Below are 23,779 nucleotides of genomic sequence, written 5' to 3' on the forward strand. Positions count from 1 at the left end.
TTTTCCTTGTAGCCGAACATCTTCGCCGTGATGTTCTGCGGGAAGCTGCGCACGAACGTGTTGTAGTCCTGAATCGTGGTGATGTAGCGGTTTCTCGCAACCGTCACCCGGTTTTCGGTTCCTTCCAGCTGGGCCTGGAGGTTCTGGAACAGACCATCTGCCTTGAGCTGCGGATAATTTTCGGAGATCGCCATCAGGCGCGACAATGCACTCGACAATTCGCCTTGCGCTGCTTGGAACTGCTTGATCTTGGCCTCGTCGGCGAGGTCGTCGGCCGACAACACGATCTTGCCGACCTGCGCGCGTGCTTCGGTCACCTTCACGAAGACTTCCTCTTCGTGGGTCGCGTAGCCCTTCACCGTATTGACCAGGTTCGGCACGAGGTCGGCTCGACGCTGGTACTGGTTGACGACTTCGGACCACGCCGCCTTGACGCCTTCGTCCTTGGACTGGATCGAGTTGTAGCCACATCCGCTGAGCACAGTGACCAGCATCAGCATGGACAGCCATCGGATCGCGCGCATCTTCCCCTCCGTTGTACATGTGGCCCGGACGCTGCCGGGAACGTTCGCTACTGTGGCGTGGACGGATGCAGCGCGCAAGCGCCAGCGGCTGTCACGGTGGGGGTGAGCCGGCTTGCTCGTGGCGCCGGCGCCGATTGCGCTTTTCCAGAAGGTTGAGCGACTCCACCGCGGCGGAAAACGCCATCGCAAAATACAGATAACCGCGGGAAACGTGGACGCCGAGGCCGTCGGATAGCAGCGCCGCGCCGACCAGGATGATGAACGCAAGCGCCAGCATCTTGATGGTCGGATGGCGTTCGATGAAATCGCCGATCGGATCGGCGATGAAGATCATCACCAGCACCGAAATGATGATGGCTGTGACCATCACCGGAAGGATGTTGACCATGCCCACCGCGGTGATGACCGAATCGAGCGAGAACACGATGTCGATCAGCGCGATCTGTCCAATGACGAACGCAAAGGACTTCGAGGCGCGGCCTCCTTCCTTTGCATGCGGATCGTGGGTGACGGCCTCGTAGATCTCCATCAGGCCCTTGACGACAAGAAAGATGCCGCCGCCGATCAGCACCAGATCGCGGATGGAGATGACCTGGCCGAACAAATGGAACAATCCCGCTGTGCGGTCGTCCATGCGCGCCAGGTGCGCCAGCGAGAACAGCAGCAGAAGCCGCGTGATGCACGCGAATGCCAGGCCGATCTTGCGCGCGCTCGAACGCCGGTCGGGTGGCAGTTCGCTGACCGCGATCGAAATGAAAACGAGGTTGTCGACGCCGAGCACGATCTCCAGCGTGGACAACGTGAGCAGCGCAATCCATGTCTGCGGGTCGGAGATCAGTTCCAAGCGCAGGGCACTCCCGTCGACGTTGCGCAGGCGCAGGCGACGGCGGCCGCGCGCGATTTCGAGCCATCCGCGTCGTTGTGCGCGGCACGCATCCGGCTGCGAAACACCGGCGTCATTGCCAGCGCGAGCACAGGACGAGCCCCCAGCACAACGCCACATTGGCCATGAGAAGCAGCACCGCGGCGGAACCCATGTCCTTGGCACGCCCAGCGAGCTCGTGGAATTCCGGACTGACCTTGTCGACGATCGCTTCGACGGCGGAATTCGCCAGCTCCATCGAAAGCACCAGAATCAGGCTGCCGCAGAGCAACGCCTTTTCGACCGGTCCGCGACCGGTCCACAGCCCCAGAGGAAACAAAACCAGCACCAGATACGCTTCAAGGCGAAACGACGCCTCGTGCCGCCAGGCCGCGCGGAGGCCCATCATCGACCAGTTGAAGGCGCGCCATATCTGGCGCGGACCACGCGCTTCGGTGCTGGGCATCGGGGCGGCTCGCCTCGCTCTCGGTTGGGGTCAGGAGCGCGCCGAGGAATCGCGCACGTCGGAACAATGGAAGCGGATTTGCTGCAACAGCACGAGAATGGGCATGAACATGCAGGACGAAAATGGACGCAGCTATGATGCCACAAAGCCGGTCGGCGTCTGCCACGGCGCCGCCGAAGGACCTTCCATGAATCGACGCGTGCTGCTGTGGGTTGCTGCGGTCAGTGCGACGCTGATGCTTGTTGGCCTGGGCGGCGTTGATCGATGGCTTGCCGGGTGGATTCGCTCCAGCGGCATCGAACAGTCGCGTGTGTTTGTGCACGGACTTGTCGCGTTCGACACGGTTTTCGGCATCGGCCTGTGGATCTGGCTTGCAGGCTCGCTCGCGCTCGCCATCGGCTGCATCGGTTTCGTATGGCGGCGCGAATCGCGCTGGCCACGCGCGCTGATCACCGCGTCGCTCGTCCAGTTTGCGTCGCTCTGCACGATGATCGTCGGCAAGAATCATTTCGGACGTCTGCGTCCGCACGAAGTGCTGGCCAGCGGGGACTGGTCGCACGTGTGGTACGCCGGCGGCAGTTCATTCCCTTCGGGTCACGCGGCGTTCTATTGCGGCTTGCTGGTGCCTCTTGCCGCGGCGTGCCCGATCCGCTGGTTACGCGCGCTGCTGCTCGCCATCCCGCTGTTCGTGGTCATCGCGCGCATGGATCTCGCCAAGCACTTTCTTTCCGACGTGTCGTCGTCGGCGCTGTTCGTCGCGCTGTACGCACTGCTCGCCGCGTCGCTGATGCGACACTGGTTGCCATCGCCCGAGCCGGTTCGGCGCTGAGTTTCAAACGGAATCGATGCACGGACCCAAGGTCTTCGCGAACGCAGCAGCCCTCCCGCTGCCCGATGGCTTGCGCTACGCTCGACCCGCTCGGCTTCCCACTTTCCACCGGAAACGCCCATGAATGCACTGCCCGCGCGATCCAGCCAGACCCGTTCGTTCTCGACGATCTTCCTGATCGAATTGTGGGAACGCTTTGGCTACTACGGCATGGCCGCGCTGCTGGTGCTGTTCATGGTCGAAAAGGTGGGCTTCGGCGACAGCGAGGCAAATCTGGTCTGGGGGGCATTCACCGCGCTGGTGTATGCCGCACCCGCAATCGGCGGCTGGATCGGTGACAACATCCTCGGCACGCGACGCACGATTCCGATCGGTGCGGCGATCCTCGCGATTGGCTACCTGATGCTGGCGATTCCCGGCGACAGCCTTTACCTGGTGTACTGCTCGATGGGCGTGATCGTGGTCGGCAACGGCCTGTTCAAGGCCAACGCCGCGAACATGGTCCGGCGCATCTACGAAGGCGACGACGCGAAGATCGACAGCGCCTTCACGCTGTACTACATGGCCGTCAACGTCGGATCCACCGTGTCCATTCTCGCCACACCGGTCATCAAGGAACACTACGGCTGGCACGCAGCATTCGGCGTATGCGGTGCGGGTCTCGTGCTCGGACTGGTCAACTACTTCCTGATGCTGCGCACGCTGGACGGCATCGGCTCGGCACCGGACGAGAAGCCGGTGCGCTGGGGTGCACTCGGCGCGATCCTCGGGGCCGGCGTCGCTTCCCTGTTCCTGGTCGCCTTCATCCTGCAGCACAACGAGATCGCCCGACTGTGCGTGTGGATCGCCGGGCTGGTGATTCTTGCGATCTTCGCGTGGCTGATCGTCAAGAGTGCGGCAGGCGAACGCTCGGGACTCATCGCGGCGTTGATCCTCATCGCCCAGATCATGCTGTTCTTCATTTTCTACAACCAGATGCAGACCTCGCTGACCCTGTTCGCACTGCGCAACGTCGACTGGAACCAGACCCTGTTCGGCGTGCATCTCTTTTCGTGGCAGCCTGGCCAGTACCAGGCCCTCAACGCGATCTGGATCATGCTGCTGAGTGCGCCGCTGGCGTGGACCTACACGCACCTTGGAAAGACCAACCGCGACCTGCCCATTGCGGCCAAGTACGCCATCGGGTTCGCGGTGGTCGCGATCGGCTTCTTCATCTTCGGGCTCAGCGGTGGCACGGCCGTCGACGGCAAGGTGTCGTCATGGTTCATGGTCTGGGGCTACGGCTTTTATTCCCTTGGCGAACTGCTGGTGAGCGGTCTCGGCCTCGCGATGATGGCCCGCTACGTCCCCGCTCGCATGGGCGGCTTCATGATGGGCGCGTTTTTCGTCGCGACCGGCATTTCGCAGTATCTCGGCAGCGTGGTGGCGAACTACGCCAGCATTCCGAAGGATCTGACCGACCCGCTGCTGAGTCTGTCGATCTACACCAGCCTGTTCAACAAACTCGGCTTCCTGGCGATTGGCGGCACCCTGCTCGCGATCGCGTTGCTGCCGTTGATGAAGAAACTGTCGACCGCGCACAGCGCGAAGGATGCCGTCGAGTCATCCGGCGCCGTCGGCGGCCTGCGCACGGTCGCGTCCGAAGAATAGATCCGGCCAATCATCGGACGCGGTTTTGCCGGCCGGTCGCGCACGCAACCGCTGCATCCGCGAACGCGTCGCCGAGCCTTCGACGCGCCGGTGGCCAGTGGGCCGCCTGCGTAAAACCGTGCAAAGGCGGCTGCGCGGACGCCTGGCGACGGGATGCGCGTCAGTCGCCGGCGTTATGCTTGCCTCATGAGCCACAATCGCATTCTGCTTGCCGACGACGATGAAGAGCTGGCGCAGCTGCTGCGCGATTTTCTGTCGCGCGAAGGCTTCGACGTCGTTCTCGCCCATACCGCGGACACCGCACTGGCGGCGATACGCTCGGAAATGTTCGATGCGCTCGTTCTCGACGTGATGATGCCGGGCCGCTCCGGCCTCGACGCGTTGCGTGAACTGCGGCGCGAATCCGCGATTCCGGTGTTGATGCTGACCGCGCTTGGCGAGGACATCGATCGCATCCTCGGGCTTGAACTCGGTGCCGACGACTACATTCCCAAACCCTGCAATCCGCGCGAACTGGCCGCGCGATTGCGCGCAGTGCTGCGTCGCGCCCATGGCGAAGGCGCCGAAACCCTCACCGACTTGCGCAACGGACCCATCTGGCTGCGCGCAGCATCACGCAGCGTCAGCGTCGACAACCGCCCGATCACCCTGACCGCAACGGAGTTCGACCTGCTCGTGCTGCTCCTGCGCGAGGCCGGTCGCGTGGTGAGCAAGGAACGCATTTCGCAAACCGTGCTCGGCCGCGCACTGGGTCCGTTCGACCGGTCGATCGACGTGCACGTGTCGAATCTGCGTCGAAAGATCGGCGATGCCGCCGACGGCAGTTCGCCGATCACTACGATCCATCGGAGCGGTTACCTGCTGCGCCAGCTCGCGGAGGCGGAGTCGTGATTCCGCGCGCCGCATGCGCGTGATGCGGCGACTGTTCTGGAGACTCTTCGCGGCTTTCTGGATCGCCACGGTGTTCGTGCTCTTCGCGTTCGCGTGGATTGCCACCAGCAACTTCGAAACGGAAAAAATTCCCGGCCTCGACGTCACGCGCCTGCAGGCTGCAATGGACGATCTCCTGGCGCGTACCGCACGCGGCTTGCGCCACGATGGCGAAGAGGCGGCGCGACAATGGCTGCGTACCGCGGCGGACTTCGGGCCGATCACCGTGTACGTGTTCTCGGACGATGGCACCGAAATGCTCCGCCGGACACCGCCCGATTCGGTGCGCTCCGCCATGGCGTCGGTGTTCGCCTCGCAGTTGCCGCAGTACGACTCGGTGCCGACGACGCTCGGAAGCGAGCGCCTTCGCGCTCGTCCGGTGATCACCCGCGACGGCCACCGATACGCGGAAGTCGCCGTACTCGAAGGCAATTTCGCATCGCGGTTGCTGTCGCGGCGGCCCGGCTGGTTCTGGTCGAACATCGGCATCGCGATGATGGTGAGCGCTTTGTTCGCGTTGCTGCTCGCGTGGTATGTCACCGCGCCGCTGCAGCGCATCCGTGCGAGCACGCGCAGGTTTGCAGAAGGCGACCTCGACGCGCGCGTCGGCGCGCTGCGCTTCGGTCGCAGCGCGGAGATCGTCGCGCTTGCCGCCGAATTCGATTCGATGGCCGAACGGATCAAGGCGCTGGTCGACAGCCATCGAAGGCTGGTGCGTGACGTGTCCCACGAACTGCGTTCGCCGCTCGCCCGCCAGCGTGTCGCGCTTGAACTTGCGCGCGGCGGTGACACGCGACAGATCAATGCGTCTCTCGACCGGATCGAATGCGAATCGGACCGGCTGGAAGCGATGCTGTCGCAGACGCTGCAGCTGTCGCGGCTCGAAACCGCAACCGGTGCGGCAAACGATCACATTGCACTGGACTCGCTGCTCGAGGATGTAATCACCAACGCCGACTACGAGGGCGCGCTGCGCGGCCGCAAGGTGATGCTGGCCGAATGCGAGCGTGTCGCCCTGACCGGCTCGCAGGAGGACCTGCACAGCGCATTCGAAAATGTGGTTCGCAATGCGCTGGCGTATACCAGCGATGGCAGCACCGTCGGCGTGCGCCTGACCCGCGACGGCGACGAAGCACGCATCGCGGTGCGCGATCACGGCCCTGGCGTTCCGGATGCCGAACTTGCGCACATCTTCGAACCGTTCTACCGCACCGACAATGCGCGCACGCGCACCAGCGGTGGCACCGGTCTCGGTCTGGCGATCGCGCGCCGCGCGATCGAGCGTCATGGCGGCAGCATCGTCGCGAGCAATCATGCAGCGGGAGGCCTCGACGTCACGATCCGCCTGCCGCTCGATCGCGCGATGCGAACCGAGACGGTCAGCCGCAGCTGAGGCGCATCGTCACCCGGACCCATTCCGGGAAACGGCCGCGTGTCGTGCAACGTTTCATGCGGGAGCTCACGCGCATTCGATCGGACCGACCGTCGACGGTGTCACAATCGGCACGATGAACCCGAGCAATGCCCTTCGCCATGGATTTTTCGCGCGCGCGCGCGAACTTGCCGAGACCTTGGCCTGGCTCCGCCTGTGCGCGGTGTCCGGACAAGCGCTCACCGTCGTCTTTGTCGTGCTCGTGTTGCAGATCCCGATCCCGGTGGTGCCGCTTGCATTCGGGATCGGCGTGCTCGCGCTGTTCGCCGCATTCGCGTTCTGGCGCCTGCGCCAGCCGTGGCCGGTCGGACTCACCGAGGCGTTTGGACACGTCGCGGTCGACATCGCCGTGCTGAGCTGGCTGCTTTACTGGACCGGGGGCGCGACCAATCCGTTCGTTTCGCTGCTGGTGATGCCGATCGCCCTCGCCGCCGCTGCGTTGCCACCGCGCTATGTCATCGGCGTTGCGATCCTCGCGGCCGACGGCTATCTGCTGCTGGTGCCGTGGAATGTTCCGCTGCCGCCGATGGGGCCTGACGGCAGCCGCGATTTCAACCTCCACGTGGTCGGCATGGCGATCAACTTCGTGGTCACCGCAGTCTTCCTCGCCTTCTTCATCGCGCGTCTGGCGCGGGCGCTGCGCCAACGCGAAGCGCAGGTGCAGCGCGAACGCGAGCGCGCGCTGCGCGACGAGGGTATTCTCGCGATTGCGACACAGGCTGCCGGTACGGCGCACGAACTCAACACTCCACTGTCGACGATCCGGACGCTGCTTGGCGAATTGCAGCGCGAACAGAGTGCCAACCCGCTTCTCGCTGCGGATCTTGCGCTTCTCGCAAGCCAGGCTGACCGTTGCCGCGACATCCTGCGCGAGCTGGTCGCCGTTGGCAGCCGCCACCTCGCAGGCGAACCTCAGCGCATCGCACTGGGAAGTTTCGTCGGTGAATGCGAGAACCAGTTTCGACTTCTGCGGCCCGAGATCGAACCGGACATCATCATTGACGCGGATGCGATCGAACGGATGCTCGAAGCGCAACCCGACCTTCGCCACGCACTGATCAACCTGCTCAGCAACGCTGCAGACGCCTCGCTCGCCGCCGGCAGCAGCGCCGTGGGCTTGCGCGTCAGCGTCGATGGCGATGGGGTGGAATTCGGCGTTCGCGACCACGGCGACGGCATCGGACCCGGCACCGGAGTTGCGTTCCAGACCAGCAAGGGTGACGGCCTCGGCCTCGGCCTTGCGCTTGCCCATGCAACGGCTGAACGCCTTGGCGGGGAACTCAATGCACAGCCGATGGCCGGTGGCGGCTGGATGCAGCGATTGCGCGTTCCGCTGCTCGCAGCCCACAATCGGGGCCCATGACCGACCCCATTCCCCATCGTGTCCTCCTGATCGACGACGACGCCGTGTTCAGCGCGGTGCTCGCACGCGCGCTGAGCGCGCGCGGTTTCACCGTCGATGTCGCCAATGACGGCGCACGCGCACTTGCGCTGGTGCGCGAGCATGCGCCGGAATCGGCGGTGCTCGACCTCAAGCTCGGCAGCGAAAGCGGCCTTGCACTGATCCCGCAATTGCTGGCCGTCAGTCCGGACCTGCACATCCTGCTGCTCACCGGCTACGCGTCCATCGCCACGGCGGTCGAGGCGATCAAGCGCGGCGCACACGACTATCTCGCCAAACCGGTCGATGCCGACCAGGTCGCGCAGGCGCTGCTCGGCAGCGACGGCGACAGCGACGATGCCGACTCGTCGCCGACCCTGCACACCCCGGCGCTCAAACGTCTCGAATGGGAACACATCCAGCGTGTCCTCAACGAATGCGACGGCAACATTTCCGAAGCGGCTCGTCGACTCGGCCTGCATCGGCGCACCCTGCAGCGCAAGCTGGCCAAACGCCCCGTGCGTGAGAGCGGCACCTGAGGCCATGGCGGCAAATGGCGCGCCGGAGAACCAGCAGGCCGGGTGCCTACGCGTTTTTCGATGACCCGGCGGGCGTGCGCACCATCGTGTCGAGCAAGCGCTCCAGCATCGCCGGGTGATCCACACAGCGGCCCCCGTGAACCGGCGACGTCTGGATCATCGTGCTGCGCGGGGCGACCAGCCAGTGGAACCGCTCGCGCGCGCTGAGCTTCCCGATCGGTCCCGCGTCCGCCCCACCGGCACAGATCGCCGCGAACGCAGCGAGGTGGACGCGCACCGTGTCGAGGTCGACGCTCGGATCCATGGCCTTGAGCCGCGTCTCGTCGAGCTCGATCCGCGCCTCGAGGAAGCGTCTGCCCTGGCACGACAGCACCACGCCGACGTTGACGAACTCGCCGCGTTCGACCCGCGGCACGACACGAATCAGCGCGTAGTCATACGCGTGCACGGAGCACCTCGGTGACAAATGCACGCGGCGCTTCGAGGCGCCGGCACAGATACTGGGCATACGCGTCACGATGCGCGTCCGGACTCGCAAACGGTGCATCGCCACCGAGCCATACATCCGGAATCAGCGCGACGATTTGCGCAATCATGTCGGCGGGCAGCTTTCCGGACAGACGCTCATCGACCTCCGCGACCGAGTTCGCGAGCGGCAGCAGCACGTGGTCGCGGATGCGCGCGAACGGATCGGTCGCGCGCCCGAGTGCATTGTCCCAGCCGTGATGGAAATACAGCGCAGCGCCATGGTCGATCAGCCATAGTTTCCGGTGCCACATCAGAAGGTTGGTATTGCGCGGTGTACGGTCGACGTTGCTGACGAATGCATCGAACCAGACGATTGCCGAGGCGAGCTCCGACTCCGGTCGTTCGACCACCGGGTCGAACGTGACCGATCCCGGCAGGTAATCGAGGGCGAGGTTGAGTCCCGCACTTGCACGGATCAGGTGCTGGATTTCCGGGTCCGGTTCGGTTCGCGCCAACTCGGGATCGAGTTCGACGAACACGATCTCCGGCACCGGCAGGCCAAGGGCACGCGCGATCTCGCCCGCGACGAGTTCGGCGATCAGCGCCTTCGCGCCCTGCCCCGCCCCGCGGAACTTGAGCACATACAGGCCTTCGTCGTCGGCTTCGACGATCGCGGGCAGCGAGCCGCCTTCGCGCAGCGGCGTGACGTAGCGGGTGGCGGCAATCGTTCGGATGCTTGTCACGTTCGGCTCTCAACCAACCAGTGAACGCGTCGTTGCCGACCGCGATCGTTCATTCGCCAGTCTCCATGCCGATCAACGCCGCCAGTTGACGGCCGGATCAGCGAGGGAGCGCGGACAACGTCAAAATGCCGGCAACGCATCCCCGAGAGGATCGTCATCCCTCGCCGGTCGACTTTCGCGCAACCCGGCGTCGACCGCTTCAATGACCGGCGCTGCGCGCTCGATGTCGCGCTCGGCGACCATCACCGAGACAAGATTCCACACCGGCAACTCACCGACCGCGCCGGTCAGATATTCGCCGCTGACGTAGGCGTCGATGCCCTCGAACGCGAGCGCATTCTTGACCAGGTTGGCATCGATGATGTTTTCCGCCCGATAGACGATACGCACGCGTTCAACCTCTGGAAAAGCGCAGGACGACGAATTGCGGACAATGCAATCAACTGTATCGAGGGCATGCGTTGGCCCGCTGCCCCTTCCCACCCACCGCACCCTGCGACATCATCGGGCCCGGGTGCGGTATCTTCGCACGCTGGCTGGCCCCGGCTGCCGCGGATCGCAGCACCGTATCGCTTTCGGACATCGATGACGACTATTTTTGCCAACGATTCACTGGCCGAGCGCATCCGTGACTGCGCGATAGAACTGCTGGTTCAGCGAGGTCCTGGACGAAGCGTGTGCCCGAGCGAAGTGGCCCGGCTGGTCGGGTTGCGCACCAACTGCCGCTGGCAGGATCTGATGCGCCCCGTACGAACTGTCGCGGCAACGCTCGCGGAGAGCGGCGTGATCGACGTGACCCAGCACGACGCCGTGGTCGACATTCGCGCGGTGCGTGGGCCGATTCGCCTGCGCCTGCGAACGTTGCACGGCGAGCGCAACATTCACGCCGCCTGACCGATCCCCGCGAGAGCGGCGTGCTGTCGAGCTCCACGCGGATGTCCCGCGCGTTCAACCCGGGTGCGCCAGCGTCAAGGCCGGCCGGAGTGCCTGCATTGCCGGACAATCGGACCGGTTCTCCCCGTTTTCAGTTCGCTCGCATGCAGCGCCGCTCGGTACGCTTTGCGCCGACCTGCCGCTACACTCGGGATTCTTTGTGACCGGACGCCGCCAACGCGCGGCGATGATGCATGACCGACGCTGCCCCTTCGACTCCCGCTCCCGCCAACCACTTCATCCGCCAGATCGTCCTTTCCGATATCGCCGCCGGCAAGCACGGCGGGCGTGTGGCGACGCGATTTCCGCCGGAGCCGAACGGCTACCTGCATCTGGGACACGCCAAATCGATCTGCCTCAACTTCGGCCTCGCGGCGGAATTCTCGGGCACCTGCAACCTGCGCTACGACGACACGAACCCGTCGCGGGAAGACGTGGAGTACGTCGACGCGATCCAGGCGGACCTCGTATGGCTCGGCTTCCGCTGGTCGCAGCTGCATCACGCCTCAGACTATTTCCAGATCCTTTATCTGTGCGCCGAGAAGCTCATCGCGCTCGGCTCCGCGTTCGTCTGCGACCTGACCGCGGAGGAAGTGCGCGAATACCGCGGCACGCTGACGCAGGCAGGGCGCAACTCGCCGTACCGCGATCGCACGATCGACGAAAACCTCGACCTGTTCCGGCGCATGCGTGCGGGAGAATTCGCCGACGGCTCGCGCACGTTGCGCGCCAAGATCGACATGAGTTCGGGCAACATCAACCTGCGCGATCCGACGCTCTACCGGGTGCGCAAGGTCACGCACCAGAACACCGGCGATGCGTGGCCGATCTACCCGATGTACGACTTCGCGCACAGCCTGTCGGACGCGGCGGAAGGCATCACGCATTCACTGTGCACACTCGAATTCGAGGACCATCGGCCCCTGTACGACTGGTTCCTGGATCAGCTCGACATGCCGGCCATGGCAGAACTCGTCGAGCCGATGCGTCACGCCGGCCTCGCCGGTCGTCCCGGTCGGCCGCAACAGATCGAGTTCGCGCGCGGCAATCTCGATTTCACCGTGATGAGCAAGCGCAAACTGATGGCTCTCGTGACCGATGGTCTCGTCGAGGGATGGGACGATCCGCGCATGCCCACGCTGGTCGGCGCGCGCCGACGAGGCTATCCCGCGTCGGCCATCCGCGTGTTCTGGGAACGCGCAGGCGTGACCAAGCAGAATTCGGTGATCGAATACGGCGTGCTCGAAGGATGCGTGCGCGAAGAGCTTGATGCGCGTGCGCCGCGCAGAATGGCCGTGCTCGATCCATTGAAGCTGGTGATCACCAATCTCGATGCGACGCACGAGGAAACGATCGACTTTCCAAACCACCCGAAGAATCCGGATCTCGGAACCCGCAGCGTGCCCTTCTCGCGCGAGCTGTGGATCGAGCGCGATGATTTTCTTGAGGTGCCGCCGAAAGGATTCCATCGACTCGTGCCGGGTGGCGAAGTGCGCCTGCGCGGTATCGGCATCGTGCGCTGCACCGATTTCGTCAAGCACATCGACGGCTCGGTCACGCAAGTGCATTGCACGCTCGATCTCGACACGCGCGCTGGTCTTCCCGGCGCGGACCGCAAGATCAAGGGCACGATCCACTGGGTCAGCGCGATGCATGCCATCGCGGCGCAGGTGCGCATCTACGATCGGCTGTTCACCGTTGCCGATCCGGACGACAGCAGCGATGGCAAGACCTACGCCGAACACCTCAACGCGGATTCCAGACGCGTGGTCGATGCGTGGCTCGAACCCTCACTGGCTGACGCGAAACCGGAAGACAACGTGCAGTTCGAGCGACTGGGCTACTTTGTCGCCGACCGCCACGACCATGCGGCGGGCACGCCCGTGTTCAACCGCACGGTGACGTTGCGCGATACCTTCGCCGCGAGTCGCTGAGCGCGCGAACGTGCTTGCGTAGGCCGGACGACGGAAGGTCGGCCGGCAGATATTGTGCAGGCCCGTTGCAGAAGCGCCGGCCGACCTCCGGTCGTCCGGCCTACGCGGTCTCGCGCAGCAGGATGCTGCAACAGGTGACGGCTCCTTCCGCACGCTGGATTTCCGACACGTCGACCGGAACGACACTGACGCCCGCAGCGCGGAGTCGTGCGTGCGTCCGCGGAAAGGACGCCGGCGACATCACGTGGGTTCCAACCCGCAGCACGTTCGCCGCATGCTCTTCCGACGGGTCGGTTTCAACGATGCCGAAGTCTGAAAATGCGCTTGCGTCGACCCATGCCGGCTGCAGTAGCACGCGCGTATCGTCGAGCGCTGTCACCGCGGACTTCAAGTGGAGGCATTCGCGGATCGGGACGCGTTCGACGGTGTAGCCGAACGGAGCAAGAATCGCCGTCAACTGCGCGGTTCCATCGGCATTGGTGCGCGCCGAATCGCCGATGAAAATCCGCCGACCGATGCGCAGCACGTCACCACCGTCGATCGTTCCCGGTGCTTCGATCGTTCGCACCGGGCGATACGCGCGCAATGCGGCAGCCGCACTGGCGCCTTCGCCGCGGCGTGACACCGCACCGGTTCGCGCCATCACGGCGACTTCATCGGTCACGATGGCGACGTCCTCGACGAACACCGCGTCGGGCATCTCCGCCAGCGTCGGCAGCGCAACCAGCGTACAACCCAGTTGTTCGAGCGCCTGCTGGTAGGCGCGATGCTGCGCACGGGCAAGGGTTACATCGATCGGACTGCGCTGAAGGAACGACAACTCGCAATGCGCGAGGCTCGTACTGACTTCGCGGGTGATGGCAATCATCGTCAAGGGATTCGCGGCGTGTGACGCAGGCGGTCACGGACAACGGGATTGTCCCTCAGGTCTCCGCGATGCGATATCCAGCGCCACCAGCCGGTGGGCGTGTCACGTCGACAAAGCACGCCGCAGGCCATGATTGGCTCTACCCGCGTCGCCCTTCGCCGCTCAGAATCGGACACCCGATGACCGAAGGATTCGATCCATGCCGATCCCGCACGCGACTCTCGCCTTTGCGCTGCTGTGCCTCGGCATGGCGATGACGCCGGGTCCGAACATGATCTATCTCGCATCACGATCGATCAGCCAGGGGCCTGTCGCGGGGCTGACATCCCTCGCCGGCACGGCGATCGGCTTCGTGATCTATTCGCTGTGCGCGGCGTTCGGAGTCACCGCGCTTCTCCTCACCGTGCCCGTCGCCTACGACGTGCTACGGTTTTGCGGAGCGCTGTACCTCGCGTATCTCGCATGGCAGGCGCTGAAGCCGGATGGCACTTCACCGTTCGCGGTGCGCACGCTGCCGAACGATTCGCCGCGCAGGCTGATCACGATGGGCCTGATGACCAACCTGCTCAATCCGAAGGCGGCCCTGCTTTACCTGTCTCTGTTGCCACAGTTCATCGATACGGCAGCGGGTCACGTGCTTGCACAGTCACTGCTGCTGTGCGCGATCCAGATCGTCATCAGCATGAGCGTCAACGGAACGATCATCCTGATCGCCGGGTCGATCGCCGGCTTCCTGTCCACGCGACCGACCTGGATCACGCTGCAGCGCTGGCTGATGGGCAGCGTGCTCGCGGGTCTCGCCATCCACATGGCGGCACAGTCGCGCACGCGTTGACGCGTGCGCCGTGAACTGTGATCAACCGGGACCGACACCCGTCGTCGGTGACGCGGCGTTTGCCACGTCGACCTTGCGCGGTACGTGCGCCGGCCACCCGCCGGCCATCGCCTTGTACAGCCCCACAGCACCCGTCACTGCGCGTGTCCGCGCATCTGCGAACGCGTCCTGCGCTTCGAGCTGATTGCGTTCGGCATCGAGCACTTCGAATAGACCCGCGGCACCGGCTTCGTAGCGGACGCGGGCCAGGCGTGCCGCGACCGCGCTGTCGGTCGCGGCGCGCTCGAGATGTTCGTCTTCCGACCGCGCTTTGGAGTAACGCACGAGCGCATTTTCGGTGTCCTCCAGCGCGAGAAGAACGGTCTGCTCGTAACGCGCGAGCTGGGCGCCGGCATCCGCATCGCTGGCAGCAATGCGCGCACGGACGTGACCGATGTCGAGAAACGACCAGTCGACCCCGAGCGCAACCAGGCGCGTCTCGCTGTCGCGTTCGAACAGGTTGCCGGCACTGATCGCCTGTGTTCCGAGCAGACCGCCGAGCGTGAAGCGCGGGAAGAGATCGGCGGTGGCGACGCCGATGCGCGCCGTCGACGCGTGCAGCCGCAGTTCGGCGGCAGCGACGTCGGGACGATTGCGAAGCAACTCGCCCGGCGTGCCGGGATCAAGTCGTGCCGGCAACGCCGGCAGCGATTTCTGCGGAGTCAATTCTGCGATCAGCGCATCGGGCGTTTGTCCGACCAGCACGCCGAGGCGATGCATGGCGAACCCCACCTGCGCCTCGAGCGCCGGAATGCGCGCGAGCGTCGTTTCCAGTTGGGCGCGCGCACGCGACGTATCGAAATCGGTATCGCGTCCCGCGTCGAAGCGCGCGTCGACCAGATTCAGCGTCTCGCGCTGGTTGTCCGCATTGCCCTGCGCGACACGCAGCCGCTCCTGCAATCCGCGCAGTTCGACATACGTGCGCGCGACGTCGCCGACGATTGCAACCTGCGCGGCGGCCAGATCCGCCGCGCTCGCCTGCGTATCCGCGCTTTGCGCTTCGACGCCGCGGCGGATGCGGCCGAAGAAGTCGAGCTCCCACGTCGCGTTGATGCCCGCGCTGTAAGTCTTCGCATCGCGAGCTTCGCGACCCACGCCCGGCAACTGGTCCGCACTCGCTCGCCCGTCGCTGGCGTCGGCGCTCGCGGTGATCACTGGCCACTGGTCGAACTTCGCACCGCGCAGCAGCGCATTCGCCCGATCGTAGGTGGCGAGCGCGATGCGCAGGTCATGATTTGCGCGGAGCGATTCATCCACCAGACGTGTCAGTTGCGGATCGTCGAAGCCACGCCAGAACTCGGCGTCCGATCGGATCGGCAAGGCATCCGCCGCGACGCCATTCACAGATGTTTCCGAGCGCGCGAACTTCGTGGGCGTGGGGCTGACCGGACGAACATAGTCCGGACCGACGGTGCAGGCTGCGATCGCCGCGCTGAGCGCGACGAGGGCCGGAAGTTTGAGCTTATGCATGAACGATCTCCAGATTTCCGCCGCGACCGTTGCCCGGATCGGGCTGGTTGACAGCAGGCACGTCGTTGCGCGCGACCAGCTTGCGCAGCGCGACGTAGAACACGGGGGTGAGGAACAGGCCGAACAGGGTGACGCCGAGCATGCCGGCGAACACCGTGATGCCGGTCGCACCACGCACTTCCGCGCCGGCGCCGTGCGCGAGCACCAGCGGCACGGTGCCGGCGATGAACGCAATCGATGTCATCACGATCGGTCGCAGACGCAGACGACACGATTCGAGTGCGGCCTCGACGATGCCCATGCCCTGCATCTCCAGCTCGCGCGCGAACTCGACGATCAGGATCGCGTTCTTGCACGCAAGACCCATCAGCACGACGAGGCCGACCTGCACGAACACGTTGTTGTCGCCGCCGGTGAGCCACACGCCGAGCAATGCGGACAACAGTGTCATCGGCACGATCAGAATCACCGCGAGCGGCAACGTCCAGCTTTCGTACAGTGCTGCGAGCACGAGGAACGCGAGCATCAGCGACAGCGGGAACACGATCAGCGCAGCGTTGCCCTGGGTCGCCTGCTGGAAGCTCAGATCGGTCCACTCCAGCGTCATGCCGTTTGGCAGGATCTTCGGCGCCATCTGCAGCAGCGTCTGCATCTGCTGCGTCGACGACAGCAGACTCGGGTCCGCGTCGCCGATCAGGTCTGCCGCGGGATACCCGTTGTAGCGCATGACCGGATCGGGGCCGTAGGTCTGGCTGATCTTCACCATGCTGCCGATCGGCACCATGTCACCCTTCGCATTGCGCGTGCGCAGCTTCGCGATGTCCTCGACGCTGTCGCGGAACGGTCCGTCTGCCTGCGCGATCACCTGATACGTGCGACCGAAGCGGTTGAAGTCGTTGACGTACGCGGAACCCAGATACGTCTGCAACGTGTCGAACAGGTCGGTCAGCGGGACACCCTGCGCCTTTGCCTTGACGCGATCGACCTCGGCGTCGAGCTGGGGCACGTTCGCCTGGTAGGTGCTGATCGGAAAATGCATGCCGGGCGTCTGCGCGATCGCGCCCTGCATCGTGCTGATCGCGGTCTGCAGTGCACCGTAACCGAGGCCCGCACGATCCTGCAGGAACAGCGAATAGCCCGAGCCCTGACCGAGGCCGAGAATGGGCGGCGGCATGATCGAGAATGCGAATCCCTCGCTGAGACCGGCGATCTTCTGATTGATCTCGGCGTTGATCTGCTCCGCCGTGTGATGACGCTGGGCAAACGGTTTCAGGCCGAAGAAGACCGTGCCGGTATTGGGCGTGTTGGTGAACTGCAGTGCATTGAGCCCCGGAAATTCCACCGCGTGCTCGACGCCTTCGACGCCGAGCGCGATGTCGCTCATCTTGCGGATCATCGCGTCGGTGCGTTCCAGCGACGCGCCTTCCGGCAGCTTGACGCCGCCGATCAGATACAGCTTGTCCTGCGTCGGAATGAATCCACCCGGCACCGTCCTGAACATCAGGCCGGCACCGACCAGCAACAGCAGATACACGCCAAACACGACGCCGCGACGGCGCAGCGAACGCGACACGCCATGCTGGTAGGAGGTCGACGACTTCGCGAAAAAGCGGTTGAACGGACGGAACACCCAGCCGAACAGCCGGTCGATCGCGCGCGACAGCGCATCCTTGCGGGCACCGTTTTCCTTCAGAAGCAGTGCCGCGAGTGCGGGCGACAGCGTCAGCGAATTGATCGCCGAAATCACCGTCGAGATCGCGATCGTCACCGCAAACTGCTTGTAGAACTGACCGGTCACGCCGGACAGGAACGCCATCGGCACGAACACCGCGCACAGCACGAGCGCAATCGCGATGATCGGACCGGACACTTCGCGCATCGCCTGATGGGCGGCTTCGAGCGGTGTCTTGCCTTCCTCGATGTTGCGCTCGACGTTTTCGACGACGACGATCGCATCGTCGACGACGATGCCGATCGCCAGCACCAACCCGAACAGGGTCAGCGTGTTGATCGAGAATCCGAGCAGGAACAATGCGGCGAACGTGCCGACGATCGATACCGGCACCGCGATCAGTGGAATGATCGACGCGCGCCAGGTCTGCAGGAACAGGATCACCACAAGGACCACCAGCAACACCGCTTCGAGAAGCGTCGTCACGACCGCCTTGATCGAGTCGCGCACGAACACGGTGGGGTCATACACGACCGAATACGTCATGCCCTCGGGAAAGCGGGTCGAAAGCTCGGCCATCTTCGCGCGCACCGCGTCCGACAACGCAATCGCGTTCGCACCGGGCGACTGGAAAATCGGGATCGCGACCGCGGCCTGGTTGTCGAGCAACGCGCGCAAGGTGTAGTCGCTGGCGCCGAGCTCGACACGCGCGACGTCGGAGAGTCGCACCACTTCACCGGACGCTCCGCTCTTGATCACGATGTCGCGGAATTCCTCCTCCGTTTTCAGGCGCCCTTGCGCGTTGATCGAAATCAGGAAGTCGCTCTTGTTCGGCGTCGGCTCCGCGCCCAGCTGGCCGGCGGACACCTGCACGTTCTGCTCGCGCACGGCGGCAACCACATCGCCGGCCGTCATGCCGCGCGCCGCGATCTTGTCCGGGTCCAGCCACAGGCGCATCGCATAGTCGCCCGAACCGAACAGCGCGGCTTGGCCGACACCGGGCAGGCGCGCGAGTTCGTCCTTGATCTTCAGCGTCGCGTAATTGCGCAGGTACAGCGAATCGAATTTGCCGCCGGGCGAGAGCAGGTGGACGACCATCGTCAGGGTTGGCGACTGCTTCTGCGTCGTGACGCCCTGGCGACGCACATCCTCGGGCAGGCGCGCCTGCGCCTGGCTCACGCGGTTCTGCACCTGCACCTGGGCCTGATCGACGTCGGTGCCCGGCCGGAACGTCACCGTCGTGACGACCACGCCGTCGCTGCCAGCGACCGACTTCATGTACATCATGTTTTCGACGCCGTTGATCGCTTCCTCCAGCGGCGTCGCGACGGTTTCCGCGATCACCTTTGGATTCGCGCCCGGGTAGACCGCGCGCACCTGTACGGTTGGCGGCACCACTTCCGGGTATTCGCTGATTGGCAGCAGCGGAATGGCGATCAGGCCGGCGGCGAAGATCACGATGGAAAGGACCGCCGCGAAGATCGGCCGGTCGATGAAGAATCTCGAAATGTTCATTGCAATATCCTTGTGCGGCCCGACAGGCCGCAGCGATGCATTGCCGCCGCGAACGCGGAGGTCATTCAAATCTGGCTTGCGAAGCTCCCCGTGGTCGCGGTTACTTCATCGCCACCGGCGCGGATCCGGCGGGCGACTGCATCGCGACGGTCTTCGGCTGCACCGGCATGCCTGGGAAGAACACCTTCTGCATGCCTTCGACGATCACCGCGTCTTCCGGCGCAAGACCCGACGTGACGATGCGCAGTCCATCGGCAAGACGACCGGTGACGATGTCCTTGCGCAACGCCTTGTTGTCGGGTCCGAGCACGTAGACGTAGCGGCGGTCCTGATCGGTGAGGATCGCCTTGTCGTCGACCAGCATGGCCTTGAATTCGGCACTGCCCTCGAGCTGCACACGCGCGAACAGGCCCGGACTCAACACATGGTCGGGATTGGCAAGCACGGCGCGCGCGTGGATCGTGCCGGTATTGGAGTCGATGCGGTTGTCGATGAAATCGACCACCCCCAGGTGCGGATAGCCGGTCTCGTTGGCGAGGCCGATGCGCACCGGGTTCTTCGTCGCGGCACGCTCTCCCTTGCGTGCCAGTTCGTTGTAGCGAAGGTAGGCGCTCTCGTCGCCTTCGAAATCGACGTACATCGGATCCATCGACACCACCGACGTCAGGATCGTCGTGTCGGCCTGCGCCAGATTGCCGGCGGTGATCAACGCGCGACCGGTGCGACCCGCGATCGGGGACCGCACTTCGGTGAACGTGAGGTTCAATTGTGCGGTCGAGACGGCGGCCTCGGCGGCGCGCACCGCGGCGTTCGATTGCGCCACGGCTGCCTGGCGCGTGTCGGATTCCTCGCGCGAAACCGCCCTTGCCTTCAGCAGCGCCTGCGAACGCGCATTCTGCGATTGCGCAAGCTGCGCTTCGCTGCGCGATTTGGCGAGCTCGGCCTGCGTGCGCAACAGTTCGGCACGATAGGAACGCTGATCGATCACGAACAGCAGATCGCCCTTCTTCACGTCCTGGCCTTCGGTGTACGCGACACGATCGACATAGCCGGTCACACGGGCGCGAAGTTCGACCGTCTCGACGGCAGCGACGCGGCCGGTGAAGTCATCCCATTGACGGACGTTCTTCATCAGCACGGGCGCAACGCTGACTTCGGGCGGTGGCGGCATCGCCGCAGTGGGCGCAGCGTGACCGCTGCAGCCCGCAACGATGAAGGCGACCGCGATACCGGCTGCCAGAAGCAGGAGGCGGAGGTGTGACTTGGCAATGGGGGAATGGGAGCTCATCGGGGAGACCTCGTTGTATTTTTGAAGAAGTGGGGTTTCTGACGAAAGACGATGGACCCGGCGCCGCCAGCGACTTGCGCCCAGCGTCACCGACAGTGTCCAATCGGGCTATCGGGATCTTGTGCCGTCCGCGGCCAAGCCGGTTCCCGTCGCCGCGCAAGCTGCCGGCAGTTCCATCACTTTCGATTCGTTGTTCGTGCGGCCGGGTGTCGTGGACGGCTTCGCCTGCATCGGTTTGGTGTCGCGACATGGAATAAGGTCGGACGTTCCCGTTCATAAGAGGTTGAATCAGGGAAGGACCGTCCCGACATCGGGCCAATCGTCGTAAACCGCCCGGAGTGCTGAATGTCCAGCGACCTCAATGACACCCTGATCTTCGTCAAGGTGGTCGAACACGGCAGCTTCATCGCCGCCGCGCGCGCACTGCGCCTGCCCAAGACCTCGGTCAGCCGAAAGGTGCAGGAACTCGAAACACGTCTCGGCGCGCAACTCCTGCATCGCACCACGCGCAAGCTCGGCCTGACCGAGGCGGGGACGATCTATTTCGACCATTGCCAGCAGATTGCGCAGCGGCTCGACGAAGCCGAAAGCGCGGTCGGCCAGCTGCAAGGAGGACCGAGAGGATGGCTGCGCTTCACCGCCCCCTACTCGGTCGGCATCACGTGGATCGCGCCGTTGCTGGGCGAATTCCATGCGCGTTATCCCGACCTGCGCATCGAGTCGGTGTTGACCAACGACGCGGTCGACCTCATCGACACCGGCATCGACGTGGGCCTTCGTGTCGGCAACCTTCCCGATTCCAACATGGTCGCGCGTCGCCTGGCGGTGTTTCGCACCCAGGTGTACGCAAGCCCTCTCTACCTCGCCCGGCACGGCGAACCGTCCCACCCCGATCAATTGAAGGACCATCGCACGCTCGCAATGCGCAAGTCGCGCACGAACGGCGACTACGTGTGGACGCTCGGCGACGGCGACCGCATGACCGATTACCGCGTCGACCCGGTCCTGGTCGCGAACGATCCCGGTGCGCTGATCGGTGCGCTGGTTGGCGGAGAAGGACTGATGCTCGCGAGCGACGTCACGTTGAAACCCTACGCGGAACAAGGCTACGTGCAGCGCGTGCTCGCCGGCTGGACCGGGCCGGAAGTCGATTTCAATGCGGTGTTCCCGCGCGGGCGCGTGCCATCACCGAAGGTACGCGCATTCGTCGACTTCCTGGTCGAGCGCCTCAACTTCGACGCCGACTTCATGCACGTGCTGTGTCCCGACAGCCGGCCGTGCAAGGCAGCCGAAGAAATCGAGGCCGCGCGCTCGGCGCTGATCGCGCGCCGCACCCCCAAGCGCGTCGAAGAACCGACCCGGCGGGAAACGGAGCGCGACCTGGCAGAAGAGACCGCCTGACCGGACGTTCGACACGAACCGAGGTCATCCTGCGCTTGCGATGTCGGAATGATCCGATCCGCACGTGGGGTGGTCGACCGCTTTGCAACAGCGGGGATCACGGCGCGACGCTCGCCCTGCAATGCGAACCGACTCGCGCTGACATCATTCCACGACGTCCACCACCAGCTCGCGGGAATCGGCGCGCCCGCGGTCGTCGACGGCGCGCACGCGGTGGCGTCCAGCTGTTGCTGCGTCCCACGCCAAGGGCTTGCCCGCATCGCTCGAACCGACATACGCGTCGTCGACAAACCAGTACAGCGAGTGCACTGAACCGTCCGCGGTAGCGTTGAAGGTGATACGCCGGTCGGTATTTGCCTTGCGCCGCAAGGTGTACGAGGCACCGCGCAACGGCGAGGTGATGCGCGGCGGATCGCCGTCGACCCCGGACGCGCAGTCGCCGTCCTCAGGCGGCCTTGCGCGAGGCAGCCCTGCGTCGCGGAATACCTTGGCGAGATCGCTCGGCCAGTATTCGACGACCTGCTCTGTCGTCGTCAACGGATCGTACGGCGGACACGCCACGCGACCACTGCGCGTATCGATGTGGACGAGCCGATGCACCGTGCTCACGCGAATCGGTGACTTGCCCGGCAAAAACCAGGCGTCGCCGCGTCGCGGACACCACGCGTTGGGCAGGTCGCCGCTGGCGAGGCAGACCTCGATGCGTTTTACGCCAGCCGGAATGCGCCACGCGGGTTCGGCGAGATCCGCATGCTCCGCCTTCATTGCATCGATGACGCGAAAGAACAGCGGCGCCGCCGCTTCCACGCCGATCAGCGACGGGTTGCCGGCGCCATCGAAGTTGCCGAGCCACACGACCAACACGTAAGGACCGAACGTACCGGCGCTCCACGCATCGCGGAAACTCCACGATGTGCCGGTCTTCCACGCCACCGGCAGTCGCGCGCTTGCCGTGGCGCTGGCATCGTCCGGCCGCGGGTTCTGACGAAGCATGTCGATCGCGACGAAGCTCGCTTCCGCACTCAGAAGCCGCACGCCTGGAGCCTGCGCATCGTCCGCACGCAACCGCAGCGGACGCAGTTGTCCGTGGTTGGCAAGCGTCGCGTACAGCGTGGCGAGTTCCTGCATCGTGACTTCGCCACCACCAAGCACGAGTGCAAGCCCGTAGTGGCGTTCGCTCGCGAGTCGACTGATGCCGGCGGACTTCAGAAATCCGTACAGATCCGGATCGTGCAATTGCGAGGCGACGTACACGGCCGGAATGTTGCGGCTGCGGATCAGCGCGTCGGTGGCGCTCACCGGGCCCAGAAACCGTCCATCGAAATTTTCCGGTGTGAATGGACCAAACGAGGTCGGCACGTCGCGCAGCATGGTGCGCGGATGCAGCACGCCCTGATCGAGTGCGAGCGCGTAGATGAAGGGTTTGAGGGTGGAACCCGGTGAACGCTTCGCCGCCGTGCCGTTGACCTGACCCGCGATCGACGCGTCGAAATAGTCCGCCGAACCGACCATTGCCTTGATGCCCATGTCGCGCGTGTCGACCAGCAGCGCAGAGGCGTTGAGGAGCCCATTGACGCGACGCTGGCCGAGATAGTCGTGTACCTGGCGTTCGAGCACTGATTGCAAGCGAGCGTCGAGCGTGGTGCGGATGACCGGATCCGCGTGTCCGGCCAGTCGCGACTCGGCCAGCACCTGCTCCACCGCATGTGGCGCCGCGAAGGGCAGATCACGCGCTGGTCGCAGGCGAAGCGGCAAGTCGAACAGTGCGCGATTCGACGCGTCGGCACCATGGAGCTGCTCCCAACGACGATACAACCGCTCGCGCGCCGCGCGAAGGTTGTCGCCCAATCCGGGTGTCGAACCGCCGTCGTTACGCACGCGACGACTCGGATCCTGAGGAAGGACCGCGAGCGTGAGACTTTCCGGCAGCGTGAGCGCGGACACCGGCTTGTCGAAATAGATGCGGCTTGCTGCGGCCACACCTTCGATGTTGCCGCCGT

21 protein-coding genes are annotated in these 23,779 nt (G+C 64.8%); 10 read left to right on the forward strand and 11 right to left on the reverse strand.

Translation table 11 applies throughout. The annotated features are described in order from the left end of the window. The 3 genes from ABIV12_RS08155 to ABIV12_RS08165 all read right to left on the reverse strand — a co-directional run. Positions 1 to 524, reverse strand: a 524-nt coding sequence (locus ABIV12_RS08155; protein ID WP_348058098.1) for a LemA family protein, incomplete at its 3' end; no start/stop codon positions are given. A 91-nt stretch (positions 525 to 615) separates the two neighbouring features. Then, positions 616 to 1,374 carry a TerC family protein gene (locus ABIV12_RS08160; RefSeq protein ID WP_348058136.1) on the reverse strand — a complete coding sequence of 253 codons (759 nt, stop codon included), beginning with the start codon at positions 1,372 to 1,374 and terminating at the stop codon, positions 616 to 618. Positions 1,375 to 1,480: 106 nt separating this feature from the next. Beyond that, positions 1,481 to 1,852, reverse strand: coding sequence for a diacylglycerol kinase (locus ABIV12_RS08165; protein ID WP_348058100.1), 372 nt, complete (start codon positions 1,850 to 1,852; stop codon positions 1,481 to 1,483). A gap of 103 nt (positions 1,853 to 1,955) precedes the next feature. Here ABIV12_RS08165 and ABIV12_RS08170 point away from each other — a divergent pair, with 103 nt between their 5' ends. The 6 genes from ABIV12_RS08170 to ABIV12_RS08195 all read left to right on the forward strand — a co-directional run bounded on the left by ABIV12_RS08170 (position 1,956) and on the right by ABIV12_RS08195 (position 8,613). After that, on the forward strand, positions 1,956 to 2,681 hold the full coding sequence (locus tag ABIV12_RS08170) for a phosphatase PAP2 family protein (protein ID WP_348058102.1): 726 nt from the start codon (positions 1,956 to 1,958) through the stop codon (positions 2,679 to 2,681). Between the two features lie 120 nt (positions 2,682 to 2,801). Further along, complete coding sequence (locus ABIV12_RS08175; RefSeq protein WP_348058104.1) at positions 2,802 to 4,331, forward strand: oligopeptide:H+ symporter; 1,530 nt, start codon at positions 2,802 to 2,804, stop codon at positions 4,329 to 4,331. Positions 4,332 to 4,517: 186 nt separating this feature from the next. After that, a complete protein-coding gene (locus tag ABIV12_RS08180) occupies positions 4,518 to 5,222 on the forward strand; it encodes a response regulator transcription factor (RefSeq protein ID WP_348058106.1) in 705 nt (234 codons plus the stop codon). A gap of 13 nt (positions 5,223 to 5,235) precedes the next feature. Then, entirely contained in the window at positions 5,236 to 6,654 is a 1,419-nt protein-coding gene (locus tag ABIV12_RS08185; RefSeq protein ID WP_348058108.1) for an ATP-binding protein, read from the forward strand. A 115-nt stretch (positions 6,655 to 6,769) separates the two neighbouring features. Beyond that, positions 6,770 to 8,056, forward strand: coding sequence for an ATP-binding protein (locus tag ABIV12_RS08190; protein WP_348058110.1), 1,287 nt, complete (start codon positions 6,770 to 6,772; stop codon positions 8,054 to 8,056). After that, positions 8,053 to 8,613 (forward strand): response regulator, encoded by a 561-nt coding sequence (locus tag ABIV12_RS08195; RefSeq protein ID WP_348058112.1) that lies wholly within the window; start codon positions 8,053 to 8,055, stop codon positions 8,611 to 8,613. The genes ABIV12_RS08190 and ABIV12_RS08195 overlap by 4 nt, the downstream gene beginning before the upstream one ends. A gap of 46 nt (positions 8,614 to 8,659) precedes the next feature. Here the strand turns inward: ABIV12_RS08195 and ABIV12_RS08200 are convergent, their stop codons facing one another. From ABIV12_RS08200 to ABIV12_RS08210, 3 genes are all read right to left on the reverse strand, one after another. After that, positions 8,660 to 9,121, reverse strand: a complete 462-nt coding sequence (locus ABIV12_RS08200) for a DUF3037 domain-containing protein (protein WP_348058114.1) — start codon at positions 9,119 to 9,121, stop codon at positions 8,660 to 8,662. Then, on the reverse strand, positions 9,048 to 9,815 hold the full coding sequence (locus ABIV12_RS08205) for a HipA family kinase (protein ID WP_348058138.1): 768 nt from the start codon (positions 9,813 to 9,815) through the stop codon (positions 9,048 to 9,050). Before ABIV12_RS08205 ends, ABIV12_RS08200 begins: the two co-directional genes overlap by 74 nt. 129 nt (positions 9,816 to 9,944) lie before the next feature. Then, positions 9,945 to 10,214, reverse strand: coding sequence for a DUF2007 domain-containing protein (locus tag ABIV12_RS08210; protein ID WP_348058116.1), 270 nt, complete (start codon positions 10,212 to 10,214; stop codon positions 9,945 to 9,947). Between the two features lie 195 nt (positions 10,215 to 10,409). Here ABIV12_RS08210 and ABIV12_RS08215 point away from each other — a divergent pair, with 195 nt between their 5' ends. Beyond that, a complete protein-coding gene (locus tag ABIV12_RS08215; protein ID WP_348058118.1) occupies positions 10,410 to 10,718 on the forward strand; it encodes a DUF3253 domain-containing protein in 309 nt (102 codons plus the stop codon). Positions 10,719 to 10,951: 233 nt separating this feature from the next. Beyond that, positions 10,952 to 12,691 carry a glutamine--tRNA ligase/YqeY domain fusion protein gene (locus tag ABIV12_RS08220; protein WP_348058120.1) on the forward strand — a complete coding sequence of 580 codons (1,740 nt, stop codon included), beginning with the start codon at positions 10,952 to 10,954 and terminating at the stop codon, positions 12,689 to 12,691. 100 nt (positions 12,692 to 12,791) lie between these two features. Here the strand turns inward: ABIV12_RS08220 and ABIV12_RS08225 are convergent, their stop codons facing one another. Further along, positions 12,792 to 13,559, reverse strand: coding sequence for an arginine deiminase family protein (locus tag ABIV12_RS08225; RefSeq protein WP_348058122.1), 768 nt, complete (start codon positions 13,557 to 13,559; stop codon positions 12,792 to 12,794). A 199-nt stretch (positions 13,560 to 13,758) separates the two neighbouring features. On the opposite strand from ABIV12_RS08225, the gene ABIV12_RS08230 reads away from it, so the two are divergent. Then, positions 13,759 to 14,394, forward strand: a complete 636-nt coding sequence (locus tag ABIV12_RS08230) for a LysE family translocator (protein WP_348058124.1) — start codon at positions 13,759 to 13,761, stop codon at positions 14,392 to 14,394. Positions 14,395 to 14,415: 21 nt separating this feature from the next. On the opposite strand, the gene ABIV12_RS08235 is transcribed toward ABIV12_RS08230, so the two are convergent. From ABIV12_RS08235 to ABIV12_RS08245, 3 genes are all read right to left on the reverse strand, one after another. Continuing rightward, positions 14,416 to 15,903: a TolC family protein gene (locus ABIV12_RS08235; RefSeq protein ID WP_348058126.1), complete on the reverse strand. Its 1,488-nt coding sequence runs from the start codon at positions 15,901 to 15,903 to the stop codon at positions 14,416 to 14,418. After that, positions 15,896 to 19,090, reverse strand: a complete 3,195-nt coding sequence (locus tag ABIV12_RS08240; protein WP_348058128.1) for an efflux RND transporter permease subunit — start codon at positions 19,088 to 19,090, stop codon at positions 15,896 to 15,898. The genes ABIV12_RS08235 and ABIV12_RS08240 overlap by 8 nt, the downstream gene beginning before the upstream one ends. A 100-nt stretch (positions 19,091 to 19,190) precedes the next feature. Further along, entirely contained in the window at positions 19,191 to 20,378 is a 1,188-nt protein-coding gene (locus ABIV12_RS08245; RefSeq protein ID WP_348058130.1) for an efflux RND transporter periplasmic adaptor subunit, read from the reverse strand. A gap of 345 nt (positions 20,379 to 20,723) precedes the next feature. Here ABIV12_RS08245 and ABIV12_RS08250 point away from each other — a divergent pair, with 345 nt between their 5' ends. Continuing rightward, positions 20,724 to 21,779, forward strand: coding sequence for a LysR substrate-binding domain-containing protein (locus ABIV12_RS08250; RefSeq protein WP_348058132.1), 1,056 nt, complete (start codon positions 20,724 to 20,726; stop codon positions 21,777 to 21,779). 144 nt (positions 21,780 to 21,923) lie between these two features. Here ABIV12_RS08250 and pbpC read toward each other — a convergent pair. Further along, positions 21,924 to 23,779: penicillin-binding protein 1C (gene pbpC / locus ABIV12_RS08255; protein WP_348058134.1), on the reverse strand; the 1,856-nt coding region annotated here is incomplete at its 5' end.

Source organism: Dokdonella sp. (genome assembly GCF_039926425.1).
In the GTDB taxonomy this organism is placed as follows: domain Bacteria; phylum Pseudomonadota; class Gammaproteobacteria; order Xanthomonadales; family Rhodanobacteraceae; genus Dokdonella_A.

What these genes read in the sequence shown, in the direction of transcription:
- ABIV12_RS08165 (WP_348058100.1), bottom strand. Translation starts at nt 1,852, where the DNA reads ATGCCCAGCACCGAAGCGCGTGGTCCGCGCCAGATATGGCGCGCCTTC.
- ABIV12_RS08170 (WP_348058102.1), top strand. Translation starts at nt 1,956, where the DNA reads ATGAACATGCAGGACGAAAATGGACGCAGCTATGATGCCACAAAGCCG.
- ABIV12_RS08175 (WP_348058104.1), top strand. Translation starts at nt 2,802, where the DNA reads ATGAATGCACTGCCCGCGCGATCCAGCCAGACCCGTTCGTTCTCGACG.
- ABIV12_RS08180 (WP_348058106.1), top strand. Translation starts at nt 4,518, where the DNA reads ATGAGCCACAATCGCATTCTGCTTGCCGACGACGATGAAGAGCTGGCG.
- ABIV12_RS08185 (WP_348058108.1), top strand. Translation starts at nt 5,236, where the DNA reads ATGCGCGTGATGCGGCGACTGTTCTGGAGACTCTTCGCGGCTTTCTGG.
- ABIV12_RS08190 (WP_348058110.1), top strand. Translation starts at nt 6,770, where the DNA reads ATGAACCCGAGCAATGCCCTTCGCCATGGATTTTTCGCGCGCGCGCGC.
- ABIV12_RS08195 (WP_348058112.1), top strand. Translation starts at nt 8,053, where the DNA reads ATGACCGACCCCATTCCCCATCGTGTCCTCCTGATCGACGACGACGCC.
- ABIV12_RS08200 (WP_348058114.1), bottom strand. Translation starts at nt 9,121, where the DNA reads ATGCCCAGTATCTGTGCCGGCGCCTCGAAGCGCCGCGTGCATTTGTCA.
- ABIV12_RS08215 (WP_348058118.1), top strand. Translation starts at nt 10,410, where the DNA reads ATGACGACTATTTTTGCCAACGATTCACTGGCCGAGCGCATCCGTGAC.
- ABIV12_RS08220 (WP_348058120.1), top strand. Translation starts at nt 10,952, where the DNA reads ATGACCGACGCTGCCCCTTCGACTCCCGCTCCCGCCAACCACTTCATC.
- ABIV12_RS08225 (WP_348058122.1), bottom strand. Translation starts at nt 13,559, where the DNA reads ATGATTGCCATCACCCGCGAAGTCAGTACGAGCCTCGCGCATTGCGAG.
- ABIV12_RS08230 (WP_348058124.1), top strand. Translation starts at nt 13,759, where the DNA reads ATGCCGATCCCGCACGCGACTCTCGCCTTTGCGCTGCTGTGCCTCGGC.
- ABIV12_RS08235 (WP_348058126.1), bottom strand. Translation starts at nt 15,903, where the DNA reads ATGCATAAGCTCAAACTTCCGGCCCTCGTCGCGCTCAGCGCGGCGATC.
- ABIV12_RS08240 (WP_348058128.1), bottom strand. Translation starts at nt 19,090, where the DNA reads ATGAACATTTCGAGATTCTTCATCGACCGGCCGATCTTCGCGGCGGTC.
- ABIV12_RS08245 (WP_348058130.1), bottom strand. Translation starts at nt 20,378, where the DNA reads ATGAGCTCCCATTCCCCCATTGCCAAGTCACACCTCCGCCTCCTGCTT.
- ABIV12_RS08250 (WP_348058132.1), top strand. Translation starts at nt 20,724, where the DNA reads ATGTCCAGCGACCTCAATGACACCCTGATCTTCGTCAAGGTGGTCGAA.